We start from the raw sequence: 12,515 nt of genomic DNA, 5'->3' as shown, positions 1-12,515 counted from the left end.
CGCGGGAGGTGTCGCATGAATCGTTGGACCCGCTGGTGGCGGAAACTCACGGGTGCCGGACACAGGACCAGCCGCGGGTGGACGTCGGTCAAACCGGACTCCGCCCGGAAACGCGGCGGACTTCCCGCCGCGGGCGGGGGGGAGGCCTCCGGAGAGACGGACCGCCGGATGGCCGAGCTGGTGGAGTCGGTGCAGTCCCACCTGCGGCGCCAGCGCGAGTTCCAGGACCGCGTGGCGGAGAACCTCGACCGGATCCCGGCCGCGCTCGAATGTCTCGAACATATCCGCGGCCAGCTCGACGAGCGCAGGCGCAGCGAGGAGGCCATGGCCGCCCGGCTGCGGCGCTCGGAGCGGACCCTCAACCTGCTGGCGGTCCTCATCGTGGTCCTCGCCGTCATGGCCGCCGCAGGCTGGCTGGCGATGACCCGCACCCCCCCGCCGGAGCCGGCCGCGCGCCCTTCCGGAACCGCAGAGCCGTCGGCGACCCGACCGGTGGAACTGTTCGAGTCGTTTGAGGGCGTCACCAGTCCTCTGACCGCGGAAGAGGTGGAATACGCCCTCGATCTCGACCGTGAATCCCGCAGCGAAGGCCCGTGATCGTATCCTGCCCCGACGATTTGGAGCGGATTTTGACGTGGACACCGGTTCGGGGGGAAGGGAGTATCGCGCCGCGATGGAGCCGATGAGTCAGCGTAAAGCCGATCATGTGCGTATCGCGGCGGAAGAGGCCGCGGCGGACCGCAGTGCCGGTGCGTTCGCCGCCCTGCGCCTCGATCATCGCGCCCTGCCGGAACTGGACCTCGACGAGGTGGATCCGTCCTGCGAGTTCCTGGGACACCGCCTCTCGTTCCCGTTCATGATGGCTTCCATGACCGGCGGAGCGGACGGGCAGCTCCGCCGCATCAACCGGAACCTCGCCGCAGCGGCGCGCAGGGAACGGGTCGCCATGGCCGTCGGCTCCCAGCGCGTCATGTTCTCGGACCCGCAGGCGCGCGCGGCATTCGATCTGCGGCCGCTGGCCCCGGAGGTGCCCCTGATCGCCAACCTCGGCGCCGTGCAGCTCAGGCAGGGGATGGGGATCGAGGAATGCCGCGCAGCCGTGGACGTGCTCGCGGCCGACGGCCTCTACCTGCACCTCAATCCGCTTCAGGAAGCAGTGCAGCGCGAAGGCACCCCCACCTTCGGCGGACTGGCCTCCCGGATCGGGGCGGTCGCCGAGGCGCTCGACCGGCCCGTACTGGTCAAGGAGGTGGGGGCCGGTCTGCACCCCGACGACCTGCGTGCGCTCATCCCCGCAGGCGTCCGCTACTTCGATGCGGCCGGGGCCGGGGGCACCTCCTGGAGCTATGTGGAGAGTCGCCGCGGCGACGATGCCGAGCGCCGCGCGCGGGCCGCGGCCTTCGCCGACTGGGGCGTACCCGCGCCGCAGGCGCTGCGCCGCCTCTCTCCGCTTCGCTCGGAAGGCGCGACGCTGATCGGTTCCGGCGGCATCCGGTCCGGTGTCGATATCGCCCGGGCGATGATTCTCGGCGCTTCGCTGGGCAGCGCGGCGCGCCCGCTGCTGGCGCCCGCGATGGAGTCGGAGGACGCGGTCTGCGCGGTCATCCGACGCTACCGCGAGGAGTTCCGTCTGGCCCTCTTCCTGCTCGGCTGCCGCCGCCCGGAATATTTGATAGGACAGGAACAGTGGATTGTCGGAGACGGTGAATATGAAGCCGGTCCCCGCGGAGGCATACATCCGGCATGAATATCGGCATCGACAGCATCAGTTTCTACACCGCGCAGTACGCCTTCGATCTCGAGAAACTGGCGGAGGCGCGTTCGGTCGACCCGAAAAAGTACCTTCAGGGCCTCGGGCAGGAACGCATGAGCGTGGCGCCGCCGGATGAGGACGCCGTGACGCTCGGTGCCAGCGCGGCCCACCCGCTGCGGCGCGACGGGAAACTGGACGACATCGACCTGCTCCTGTTCGCCACGGAGAGCGGTGTGGACCAGTCGAAGGCGGGCGGCCTGTTCATCCACGGCCTGCTGGATCTTCCCTCCCGCTGCCGCGTCCTGGAAGTGAAACAGGCCTGCTACAGCGCGACCGCGGCGCTCCAGCTCGCCGCAGCCCACGTGCGGGGGAGCCCCGGCCGCAAGGCACTCGTGATCGCTTCCGATGTCGCGCGCTACGAGCTGGAAAACCCCGGCGAAGCCACCCAGGGGTGCGGGGCCGTCGCCTTTACGGTCGCGGCCGACCCCGCGGTTCTCGCCCTGGACCCCGAAGCGGGATATCATGCCGAGGACGTGATGGATTTCTGGCGGCCGAATTACCGCCGCGAGGCGCTGGTCGACGGCAAGTACTCCACGCGCGTCTATATCGACACGATGCTGCACTGCTGGCGGGACTACGCCGGTCAGAGCGGCCGCGGGCTGGAGGACTTCGAGCGGTTCTGCTACCACCTGCCGTTCAGCCGCATGGCCGAAAAGGCACAGGTCCGGCTCGCGCGCGCGCTGCATGCGGAGGCGGACGGGAAGCGGATCGAGGAGTGGCTGGAAGGCACGCGCGAGTACGCCCGCGTCACCGGAAACTGCTACGCGGCCTCGCTGTATGTCGCGCTGACCTCCCTGCTCGACGCCCCGGGAAAGGATCTCGCGCAGTGCCGCCTGGGCCTGTTCAGTTACGGTTCGGGATGCGTCGGCGAGTGGTTCAGCGGCGTCGTGCAGCCGGGCTACCGGCAGGCGCTCTACACGCAGCAGCACCGCGCCATGCTCGCGAACCGCGAACCGCTCACCTATCGCCAGTACGAGGATATCTACCACTTCCTGCTCCCCGAGGACGGTGCGGATCACGTGCTGCCGCAGTACCGCACCGGACCGTACCGCCTCGCCGGCATCAGCAACCATAAACGCACCTACGAGGCTGTGGATGAAGGTACGCCGAGCCTGTGATCACCGCCCCGTCCCAGCGATTCTCATGATGGCTTCACCCTTTTCGGTCGGGGTGGCACCCGACCCTCCCAATGCCCGAAAAGGCGTCGGATATCGACTCGGGAGGGACGGCTGCCACGCCGTCCGCGGTCGGAATGCCGCCATGATGAGAACAGCCGGCCCCGTCCGCGGCAACCTTGACATGCGGCGGGGTGCGGTTGAGGATGGGGCAGGGTGCCGCGGTCGCGGCATCGGGAGGAAACGATGAAAGCGGTGGCTCCCGGAAAACTGATCCTGAGCGGTGAACACGCCGTGGTCTACGGCGCGCCGGCGCTGGCGATGGCGATCGACCGCAGCGCACACTCCGTGCTGCTCCCGGGGCGCGGCGAGGGGGTGTCGTTCGACCTCCCCGGCGAGGGGGCCGGCGACTCTTTCACCCTGCTCGCGCTCGAAGATTTCAAGAGCCGCGTGATGAAGAACTACCGGTTGTTTCTGCGCGGAGATCTGGGTATCCGCGACGTGATCGCCAAACCCGTGGATCTCTTCAAGTACGCCTTCATCATGGTGCTCGACGGACTTCACTACCAGCTCGACAGCGGTCTGTGCCTGCAGGTCCGGTCCACCATCCCGATGGGCTGCGGACTGGGCTCGTCCGCCGCCACGGTGCTCAGCGAGATCCGCGCCCTCGGCCACTACTTCCGCGTGGAGTTCCGCCCGGACTGGTACTACGACTTCAGCCTCGAGGCGGAGCGCATGCAGCACGGGCGGCCCAGCGGTGTCGACAGCTATATCTCGCTCCACGGCGGCTGCGCCCGCTTCCGGGAGGGGCGCGCCGAATCCCGTCCGCTGCCGCGCATGCCGATGTATCTGGTCGAGACGGGGGTGCCGCAGAGCACCACCGGCGAATGCGTGGAGGCGGTGGCGCGGGAATTCGCTGCAAGTTCGATCTGGTCGGAGTTCGCCGGGATCACGGAGGAGGTCGACCGTGCCGTGCTCGACAACGATCCGCTGCGCCTCCGCGCCGGCGTCAGGGAGAACCACCGCAAGCTGGTGCGGCTGGGGGTCGTTCCCGAAAAGGTCGGACGGTTCGTCGATGCCGTCGAGGCCCGCGGCGGCGCGGCCAAGATCTGCGGCGCGGGCGCGGTGCGCGGCGAGGCCGGCGGCGTCGTGCTCGTGCTGGCCGACGAGGCCCCCGCGGAGCTGTGCCGGGAGTACGGCTACACGGTCTCGCCCGTGCGCGGCGATCCCCTGGGTACGCGGATGATCGGCTGATGGACCGGCGTTCCATCAGGGTCTCCGCGCCGGGCAGCCTCATGCTCTTCGGCGAACACGCCGTCCTCCACGGACGCCCGGCGCTGGCGGCGGCGATCGACCGACGCATCACCGTGTGTCTCCGCCCGCTCGATGAGGACGTGCTGCGGATCGTATCTTCGGCCGGCCGGTTCGAGGGGACGTGGCGCGACCTGCCGGAGCAGGGACCGCTGCGCTTTGTCGCGGCCGCCCTGCGCCCGTACGCTGAAGTATTCCGCGGCGGCCTCGCCGTCGATATCGAATCCGCCTGCCGCTCCGACGTGGGGTTCGGCACGTCCGCCGCGGTGACCGCCGCGCTTCACGGCGCGTGCCTCCGCCGGACGCGCCCGGAGGAAGCAGAGCGGCCGTGGCGCGCGGAAGTCTTCCGGCGGAGCGTGGACACCATTCGCGCAGTACAGGGCAGGGCGTCGGGGACGGATGCCGCGGCGAGCGTGTACGGCGGGCTGACCGCCGTGGGGCCCGGCGACGCCGCGCCGCGCCGGTTCGGAGTAACGCAGGCCCTGACCGCGGTGTACTGCGGGTACAAGCGGCCGACGCCGGAAGTGATCGCCGAGGTCGAGCGGCGCCGCGCCGCGGAGCCGGCGCGCGTGGAAGCCTGCTTCGATGCGATCGGCCGGACCGCCGCGGCGGCGGAAGCGGCGCTGCGCGAAAACCGGCCTGAGCGCATCGGGCCGCTGATGGACGAAGGACAGGAGGCCATGCGCGCGCTCGGGCTGGAGACGCCCGAACTCGCGGAGATTACGAAGACGCTTCGCGCGTCGCCGGGCATTTTCGGGGCCAAGATCTCGGGCTCGGGTCTCGGAGATTGCGCGGCAGGGTGGGGGCGGGCGGAACGGGCGCCGGATTTCCGCTTTCCGGTGTTCCGGTTGAAGGTGGATAATACGGGTGTGACCTGCACCCTGTCGTGAGGTCGGGAGGCGACGGCGAATACGATGCATCGGCGGGAATACGTACATGAGGTTCTGCGGGATGCCGCCCGCGCGGAGCAGCCGGAAGGACGGGCGTTCGCGCCGGTGAATATCGCGCTGTGTAAATACTGGGGCAAACGCGAGGAGGAACTGAACCTTCCGCAATGCTCCAGCCTGTCGATATCGCTCGGCCCGCTCGGAACCGAAACCGTCGTCCGCCGCGCGGACGCGGGGGCGACGGAGGACCGGGTGGAATTGAACGGCGCATGCGTGGACGCCTCGACGCCGTTCGCCCGCCGCCTGTGTGCTTTCCTCGATCTCTTCCGCCCGGACCCCGGGGCGCGGTTCGAGGTGAGCACGAAAAACAACGTACCGACCGCCGCCGGGCTGGCCTCCTCGGCTTCCGGGTTCGCCGCGCTCACACTCGCGCTCGACCGCCTCTTCGGGTGGAAGCTCGCCGGACCCCCGCTCTCGCAGCTCGCGCGTCTCGGCAGCGGCAGCGCGGCGCGCTCGGTGTATGACGGCTTCGTCCTGTGGCACGCGGGCCGCGATCCCGGAGGCGCGGACTGCCTGGCGGAACGGCTTCCCGAGGTATGGCCCGAACTGCGGGTCGGCATTCTGACTGTATGCGCGGAGGCGAAGGAGACCGGTTCGACCGGGGGAATGAACCGTACCGCGGCCACCTCCGTTCTGTTCCGTGAATGGGCGGAACGCTGCCGGGTCGACCTGCAGTTGCTGCGGGATGCGATTCGCGCCGGCGATTTTACCCGCTTCGGAGCGACGGCCGAGGCGAACGCGATGTCGATGCACGCCACGATGCTCGATGCGCGCCCGCCGCTGCTGTACTGGCGGGCGGAGACGGTGGCCGCGCTGCACGGGGTCCGGGAGCTGCGCGACGCCGGCACGGAGGTGTACGCCACCATCGACGCCGGCCCGAACGTCAAGCTGCTCTTCCGGGAGCGGGACGAGGCCGGCGTGCGCGGGCGGTTCCCGGACATGGACGTGATCGCCCCCTTCCGTCAGCCCCGAAACGACTCCTGCTCCCCGAGATAGCGCCAGCGTCCGGAAGGCAGGCGGCCGAGGCGGACCCGGCCGATCCGCACCCGTTTCAGGTTCAGCACTTCGAGGTCGACGAGACCGCACATCCGCCGGATCTGGCGTTTGCGGCCCTCGCGCAGGACGAAGCGCAGCGAGTCGCCCCGCAGCCTCTCAACCCGGGCGGGTTTCAGTTTACGCCCGTCCAGGCTGAGTCCATGGCGCAGCTTCTCCAGCGTCCCGTCCGTGACGCGGCCCTTCACGCGCACCCGGTATTCCTTGTCGACCTCCGAGTCGGCGCCGATCAGCCGTCTCGCGACCCGTCCGTCCTGCGTGAGCACCAGCAGGCCGTGCGAATCGACGTCCAGCCGGCCCGCGGGGGCGATTCCTTCCAGGTGGGCAGGCGAAAACTTCTGCGTCGAGGGATCGCATTTCCACCGGTTCGCGGGGTCGATCAGGGCGACGGCGGGCGGATATTTTCCTTCGGGCTGACCGGACACGTATCCGACCGGTTTGTTGAGCAGGATCGTCACGCGTGTTTCCTGCCTCGTCCGCGCCTCGGCCGCCAGTTCGATCCGGCTCTCCGGATCGATCTTCGTCCCGAGCCTGTTCACGCGTGCGCCGTCGACGAAGACCAGACCCTGTTCGATAAAACCGTCCGCTTCGCGGCGGGAGCAGAGTCCCCGGCGGGCCATGATTTTGGAGAGACGTTCCGGGTTCATGGGATCAGAAACATAACCTGCCCGATTGTATAAAATCGAGCGCAGACATCGGCACGGCGGGATTGACACTGAGCCGCCAATAGTTGAGGGTGGCCGTTTTCATTTGCGGGGCGAAAACCGCGGCCAGCAACGGACTATGAAATGCGACTCGACCCCCCGGCCATAATACAGGGCGGCATGGGTGCCGGTGTATCCCACTGGCGTCTGGCGCGTGCGGTCTGCCGGCGCGGACAGCTCGGCGTGGTCTCCGGCACGGGACTGGATCAGATCATGATCCGGCGGCTCGAGCTGGGCGATCCCGGCGGCCATGTGAGGCGGGCGCTGGAGCATTTTCCGCTCCGCTCCATCGCACGGCGGATTTTCGACACCTTCTACATCCCCGGCGGCAAGGAAGAGGACGCGCCGTTTTCGACGCCCGGAATGCACACGGTCGAGGGCAACCGGCCGATCCAGGCGTTGTGCATCGCCGCCAATTACGTGGAGGTCTGGCTGGCCCGCGAAGGCCACGGGCACCCGGTCGGAATCAATTATCTCGAAAAGATTCAGCTCCCGCACCTGCCGTCGCTGTACGGCGCCATGCTGGCCGGGGTCGGCGCGGTGATCGTGGGCGCCGGCATCCCGACTCAGTTTCCCGCCGCCATCGAGCGGCTCAGTCGCCATGAACCCGCGGAATACGTGGTGGATGTGGCGGGTTCGGGCCGCGGCGCGGAGGATGCGCGCATGAAGTTCGACCCGCGCGACTTTCAGGATCCGGATGCCGCGCCGCTCGCGCCGCTGAACCGGCCGGAGTTTGTGCCGATCGTCTCTTCCCATGCGCTCGCCAACATCCTGTTTCGCAAGGCGGGCAAAGACGCCATTTCGGGATTTATTCTCGAAGGGTCCCGGGCGGGCGGGCATAACGCGCCGCCGCGCGGGAAACTGCAATTGAGCGCGAACTCGGAACCGGTCTACGGTCCCCGCGACGTGATCGATCTCGATGCGGTCCGCGAAATCGGCCTCCCGTTCTGGCTCGCCGGATATTACGGCTCGCGGGAGGGCGTCCGGTCCGCGATCCGGGAGTCCGCCGCCGGGGTTCAGGTGGGCACGGCGTTCGCGCTGTGCCGCGAGTCGGGTATCGACCCCGGGTTCCGCCGCGCGCTCCTGGACAAGGCGCTGGCGGGCGAGGGCGAGATCTTTACCGATATCGCCGCTTCGCCGACGGGGTTCCCGTTCAAGGTCGCCGCGCTGGAGGGTACCCTCTCCGACCCGGAGGTCTACCGCCGCAGAAAACGGGTCTGCGATCTCGGATTTCTGCGCCGGCCCTACCGGCGCGAGAACGGTACGATCGGGTACCGGTGCCCCTCCGAACCGGTCGAAGCCTACACGGCCAAGGGCGGTCTCCGGGAGAAGACGGAGGGCCGCAAATGCCTCTGTAATGCACTGGTCGCGAATATCGGCATGCCCCAGCCCCTCGGCGGCGGGGAAGTGGAGCTGCCGCTGATTACGCTGGGCGATGATTTTTCCGGGGTAGCGCGGTTCTGCCCCGAAGGTGAACGGGATTATGGCGTCGATGACGTGTTGCGCGTGCTGCTCGGTTAGGGCATCGGTCCTTAATTCCGGCTGGGGCGTCTGGCGGGGGCTGTGCTAGATTGCGCGACGTGGGGGTGATCCGATGCGCGGCGTCATCTACAATTTTTCCGGGGAACTGGACGAGGTCTCGCACCTCTTCCCGAACGAACGCCTCGCCCGCCTCGCCGCGTCCCTCGAACGAGCCGGACATGAGGCGGTGGTGCTCGACCGCGCCAATTTCGCGGACCTGATTTCCCGGGGTGCCGACTTCATGCGCACACTCGGCTCGGTCGGCTTTTTTGATGACGATCCGGACCTCACGGCGGCGGCCGCCGCTGAAGCAGAGGCGGTGCTGGCCGAACGGCCGCAGATGGTCCTGATCAACCTCTGGCACGGAAGCGGATTCAAGTTCTCGCGGGAACTGGCGGCCGAACTGAAGCGGCGCGATCCCGCACTCCCGTTGTACGGCGTCGGCCAGAAGGTCGACTGGTTCCGCGAGCATATCCTCAACCTCCCCGGGAACCGTCTGGACGGACTGGTGACGGGGCTGGGATACGAAACCGTGCCGCGTCTGGCGGCGGGCGAGGATGCGGGTACGGTGCCCGGCATGATCACGGGCGGGGAGGAGGGCTTGATCATCAATCCCGCACCGGTCACCGAAGGCGGAGCTGTCCCGAAACCCTCCTATGACGGCCGTGTGTACCGGTCCATCGAAGAGAAGATCCCCGTGTTCTCGCTCGCGCTCTCCAATCTCGCCTGCCCGAACCGCTGCGCGTTCTGCGTCCGCCCCGAAAACTACGGGCGCACCCTGAGCCCCCGCCCGGCGGAGGCGGTGTTCGACGAACTGCGGTCGCTGCACGAACGGTTCGGAGCCACCCATTTCCGCGTCGAGGACTCGACGCCGCCGCCGAAGGCGCTGACCGCGCTGGCGCAGGCGATCAGGGAGTCGTCGCTGAAAGGAAAGGTGCGGCTGAGCGCGTTTTCGCGCGTCGATCAGAATGCCGAGGAGGATTTCGAGGCCATGAAGGATGCGGGGTTTATCTCGCTGTTCTTCGGCATGGAATCACTCGACGACGCCGTGCTCGCAAACCTGCGCAAGGGGTTCACCCCCGGTGAGGTGCGGGATACGGTCGAGCGTGCGCACGCGGCGGGCCTGTTCACGGTGGGGAGCTTCATCTGTCCCACGCCGGGGGAGACCCGCGAGAGTATGGAGCGTACCCTGGAGCGCATCGCGGAGATGCGCGACGTGCTCGATTCCGTCCTCAGTCTGCCGGCCGGGGTCTATCCGACCACCGCGTGGGGGCGTGATCCGGACGCCTTCGGCATTCGGCTCAGGGAGAACTATATCCAGGAACTGCTCACGTACCCGATCAAGTACGAGGTCCCGTTGCGCCACTGGAAGCCGTTCCCGTTCTCGTACGCCATGATGGGCCGCCCGGCGGAGGAGGTCGAATTCGGGGACATCGCCGCGGTGCAGGAGGAATTCGCCCGGCGGGTGCGCGAGGACCTCGGCATTCCACGCGTGCCCGACTATTATAGGCTCCTGGCCGACCGCGCCGGTCGCCCGCCGGAGGAGACGGCCATGCGGATCGTGAAAGGCATCATGACCCGGGACTACCGCGCCCTGAGGGATTTTCTGCGGATCGGCGCTCCGGCATGATTTATGGATGAACAGGGCAGCCCCGCGCCGGGCTGCCGGGACAGGGAGGAGAACCAGGATGGCCATGAAACATTTCTGTATGCCCGCGGACTTCAGGAAAGAGACGATCGATGCCTACGCGCGTCTCAACGAGCAGTACCCCGAATGCGCCGTGGTCGAGACCTACGGCAACGTCACCGTCGAGAATTGTTTCGGCTCGGGACGCGACCTCGACAAGCTGCCCGAAGTCGATCTCGAGACGCTGGCCGACTACGCCGCCTATTCACGCTCCAAAGGCATCGAGTTCGCGTACACGATCAACGCCCCGTACATGCAGAACCGCGAGTTTACGCCGGAGGGCGTGGCGGAGATCCGCCGCTTCCTCGGTAAGCTCCACGACGCCGGCATCCGCTGCCTGATCATCGCCATGCCCTCGCTGATGGAGGTGGTCCTGCGCAGCGGTTATGAGTTCGAGATCAAGGCCTCCGTCATCGCCCAGATCACGAACCCCAACAAGGCCATGATGTTCAAGAAGCTGGGGGTGAGCCGCCTGACGGTCGACGAGAGCATCACCCGTGAATTCAGCCGGCTGCGCCATATTAAAGAGACCTTCCACGGGCCGGTGGAGATCATCGTCAACTCGATCTGCCTGCAGGACTGTCATTTCAGACCCTTTCACTACAACCAGATCTCCGGCGACTCCGTGGACCGCGCGAATCCGGTGAGCTGCAATTACTTCACGGGCCGCTGCATGAAACGGCTGTTCGACGATCTGTCCAACTACTTCAAGGCCTCCTGGATCAGACCGGAGGATCTCCATTACTACACCGACGCCGGGATCGAGCACTTCAAGATCCAGGGGCGGCAGAGCGTGCTGAACGGCGATCCCGTGCGCGCGGTGGAGTGCTACTTCAACGAGCGCTACGACGGAGACCTCACCGACCTGATGTTCCTCTTTTCCCCGCGCGAGTTCTTTCCCTTCAAGGTCGATAACCGCGCCCTCGACGGATTCCTGAAGCCGTTTACCCGCAGCGACGATTTCTGCCCGCGCGACTGTACCCGCTGCGACTACTGCGAGAAGTATGCCCGCCGCATCTTCGGAGACCAGAACCCGGAACAGGTCGTGGCGATGATCCGCGAGAAGATCGGGGCGAGCGACCCGTTCACAAAGATGATGTCTTCGGCCGGAGAAGGGGAATGACGGCGCCGGCGATCGATGAACGGCGCGCGGTCGATAACCTGCTCAGCCTCCTTGCGGTCGAGGGATTGAGCGGACGCGAGACCCGGGTGGCGGAGAAGGTCGCGAATCTTCTGGTCGAGGCCGGGTGCCGGCCGGAATGGATCGCGCACGACAGCGCCCACCGCAAGGCCGGCGCCGGCTTTGAATGCGGCAATCTCATCGTCCGCCTTCCCGGAAAGAGGGGCCTCCCGCGGGTGATGTTCTCCGGGCACATGGACACCGTACCGCTGTGCCGCGGAGCGGAACCGGTGCGCCGGGGCGGGAGGATCGAATCGAAGGGCGAGACCGGCCTCGGCGCCGACAACCGGACGGCGGTCGCGGCGATCGTCACGGCGGCGCAGCACCTGCTCGGGCACGGTATCCCGCGCCGCCCGCTCACGCTGCTTTTCACCGTCGCGGAGGAAGTGGGGCTCTGCGGAGCGCGGTACGTGACGAAGAAAGACCTCGGCCATCCGTCGATGGGATTTAATCTCGACGGCGGCGACCCGGCCAAACTGATCGTCGGCGCGATCGGTGCGACGCGCTGGACCGCGGAGATACGCGGGCGGTCCTCACACGCCGGAGTGCATCCCGAACAGGGAATATCCGCCGGACTGATCGCGTCGCGCGCGGTGGCCGACCTGGCCGAACGCGGCTGGTTCGGCGCCATCGGGAAGAGCGGCGGCCGCGGCACCGCCAACGTGGGCAAGATGAACGGCGGGATGGCGAACAACCAGGTGATGGACCACATGACCGTGACCGGCGAGTGCCGGAGCCACAGCAGGAAGTTCCTGGCGCGGATCACCTCGGCGTGGCGCACGGCGTTCGAGCGCGCCGCCGTGAGCGTGAGGAACCACGAAGGGCAGTGCGGAAGTGTGTCGTTTGAGTTCGAGGACGACTACGAGGCCTTCCGCCTGAATAAATCCGCGCCCGTCGTCCGCGAGGCGCAGCGCGCGGCCGACGCTACGGGCCTGACCCCCGAGACCGTGATCATGGACGGCGGGCTCGACGCGAGCTTCTTTAATCAGCGCGGCATCCCGACCGTGACCCTCGGCGCCGGCGCCCACGCCATCCACACCACCGACGAATACGCGGACCTCGACGAATACCTCGCGGGCTGCCGCCTGCTGATGGAACTCGCCCGGGCGTAAGCGGCCCGTTCTGTGAGCGCGATCTCTCCTCTTGTCGTTCGATGACAAGGCACAGTCGGCGGTGTTCTGTAC

11 protein-coding genes are annotated in these 12,515 nt (G+C 67.6%); 10 read left to right on the top strand and 1 reads right to left on the bottom strand.

Annotation, left to right across the window (positions count from 1 at the left end):
* Nucleotides 1-15 precede the first annotated feature (15 nt).
* From L21SP4_RS10290 to mvaD, 6 genes are all read left to right on the top strand, one after another.
* Entirely contained in the window at nucleotides 16-597 is a 582-nt protein-coding gene (locus L21SP4_RS10290) for a hypothetical protein (protein ID WP_052882572.1), read from the top strand.
* Between the two features lie 85 nt (nucleotides 598-682).
* Nucleotides 683-1,747, top strand: coding sequence for a type 2 isopentenyl-diphosphate Delta-isomerase (gene fni / locus L21SP4_RS10285; protein ID WP_201774625.1), 1,065 nt, complete (start codon nucleotides 683-685; stop codon nucleotides 1,745-1,747).
* Entirely contained in the window at nucleotides 1,744-2,931 is a 1,188-nt protein-coding gene (locus L21SP4_RS10280) for a hydroxymethylglutaryl-CoA synthase (RefSeq protein WP_052882570.1), read from the top strand. Before fni ends, L21SP4_RS10280 begins: the two co-directional genes overlap by 4 nt.
* Nucleotides 2,932-3,174: 243 nt before the next feature.
* A complete protein-coding gene (locus L21SP4_RS10275; RefSeq protein ID WP_052882569.1) occupies nucleotides 3,175-4,182 on the top strand; it encodes a mevalonate kinase family protein in 1,008 nt (335 codons plus the stop codon).
* Nucleotides 4,182-5,129 carry a mevalonate kinase family protein gene (locus L21SP4_RS10270; RefSeq protein ID WP_052882568.1) on the top strand — a complete coding sequence of 316 codons (948 nt, stop codon included), beginning with the start codon at nucleotides 4,182-4,184 and terminating at the stop codon, nucleotides 5,127-5,129. Before L21SP4_RS10275 ends, L21SP4_RS10270 begins: the two co-directional genes overlap by 1 nt.
* 24 nt (nucleotides 5,130-5,153) lie before the next feature.
* Nucleotides 5,154-6,182: a diphosphomevalonate decarboxylase gene (gene mvaD, locus L21SP4_RS10265; RefSeq protein WP_052882567.1), complete on the top strand. Its 1,029-nt coding sequence runs from the start codon at nucleotides 5,154-5,156 to the stop codon at nucleotides 6,180-6,182.
* On the opposite strand, the gene L21SP4_RS10260 is transcribed toward mvaD, so the two are convergent.
* Complete coding sequence (locus L21SP4_RS10260; RefSeq protein ID WP_052882566.1) at nucleotides 6,149-6,886, bottom strand: pseudouridine synthase; 738 nt, start codon at nucleotides 6,884-6,886, stop codon at nucleotides 6,149-6,151. The genes mvaD and L21SP4_RS10260 overlap by 34 nt on opposite strands.
* Before the next feature lie 177 nt (nucleotides 6,887-7,063).
* On the opposite strand from L21SP4_RS10260, the gene L21SP4_RS10255 reads away from it, so the two are divergent.
* From L21SP4_RS10255 to L21SP4_RS10240, 4 genes are all read left to right on the top strand, one after another.
* A complete protein-coding gene (locus L21SP4_RS10255; protein ID WP_160300807.1) occupies nucleotides 7,064-8,464 on the top strand; it encodes a nitronate monooxygenase in 1,401 nt (466 codons plus the stop codon).
* Between the two features lie 73 nt (nucleotides 8,465-8,537).
* On the top strand, nucleotides 8,538-10,094 hold the full coding sequence (locus tag L21SP4_RS10250; protein ID WP_052882564.1) for a B12-binding domain-containing radical SAM protein: 1,557 nt from the start codon (nucleotides 8,538-8,540) through the stop codon (nucleotides 10,092-10,094).
* Between the two features lie 58 nt (nucleotides 10,095-10,152).
* Nucleotides 10,153-11,274 (top strand): U32 family peptidase, encoded by a 1,122-nt coding sequence (locus L21SP4_RS10245; protein ID WP_052882563.1) that lies wholly within the window; start codon nucleotides 10,153-10,155, stop codon nucleotides 11,272-11,274.
* The gene (locus tag L21SP4_RS10240) at nucleotides 11,271-12,443 is read left to right on the top strand and encodes a M20/M25/M40 family metallo-hydrolase (protein WP_052882562.1); all 1,173 of its coding nucleotides are present in this window, start codon (nucleotides 11,271-11,273) and stop codon (nucleotides 12,441-12,443) included. Before L21SP4_RS10245 ends, L21SP4_RS10240 begins: the two co-directional genes overlap by 4 nt.
* The last annotated feature ends 72 nt before the right edge of the window (nucleotides 12,444-12,515 follow it).

Source organism: Kiritimatiella glycovorans (assembly GCF_001017655.1).
Classification (GTDB): domain Bacteria; phylum Verrucomicrobiota; class Kiritimatiellia; order Kiritimatiellales; family Kiritimatiellaceae; genus Kiritimatiella; species Kiritimatiella glycovorans.
The sequence above is the reverse complement of the archived record's forward strand: the minus strand, read 5'-3'. Positions and strand labels throughout refer to the sequence as shown.

Bases quoted from the DNA above. Each gene is read 5' to 3' on its own strand.
- L21SP4_RS10290 (WP_052882572.1), top strand. From the start codon at position 16: ATGAATCGTTGGACCCGCTGGTGGCGGAAACTCACGGGTGCCGGACAC.
- fni (WP_201774625.1), top strand. From the start codon at position 683: ATGAGTCAGCGTAAAGCCGATCATGTGCGTATCGCGGCGGAAGAGGCC.
- L21SP4_RS10280 (WP_052882570.1), top strand. From the start codon at position 1,744: ATGAATATCGGCATCGACAGCATCAGTTTCTACACCGCGCAGTACGCC.
- L21SP4_RS10275 (WP_052882569.1), top strand. From the start codon at position 3,175: ATGAAAGCGGTGGCTCCCGGAAAACTGATCCTGAGCGGTGAACACGCC.
- L21SP4_RS10270 (WP_052882568.1), top strand. From the start codon at position 4,182: ATGGACCGGCGTTCCATCAGGGTCTCCGCGCCGGGCAGCCTCATGCTC.
- mvaD (WP_052882567.1), top strand. From the start codon at position 5,154: ATGCATCGGCGGGAATACGTACATGAGGTTCTGCGGGATGCCGCCCGC.
- L21SP4_RS10260 (WP_052882566.1), bottom strand. From the start codon at position 6,886: ATGAACCCGGAACGTCTCTCCAAAATCATGGCCCGCCGGGGACTCTGC.
- L21SP4_RS10255 (WP_160300807.1), top strand. From the start codon at position 7,064: ATGGGTGCCGGTGTATCCCACTGGCGTCTGGCGCGTGCGGTCTGCCGG.
- L21SP4_RS10250 (WP_052882564.1), top strand. From the start codon at position 8,538: ATGCGCGGCGTCATCTACAATTTTTCCGGGGAACTGGACGAGGTCTCG.
- L21SP4_RS10245 (WP_052882563.1), top strand. From the start codon at position 10,153: ATGGCCATGAAACATTTCTGTATGCCCGCGGACTTCAGGAAAGAGACG.
- L21SP4_RS10240 (WP_052882562.1), top strand. From the start codon at position 11,271: ATGACGGCGCCGGCGATCGATGAACGGCGCGCGGTCGATAACCTGCTC.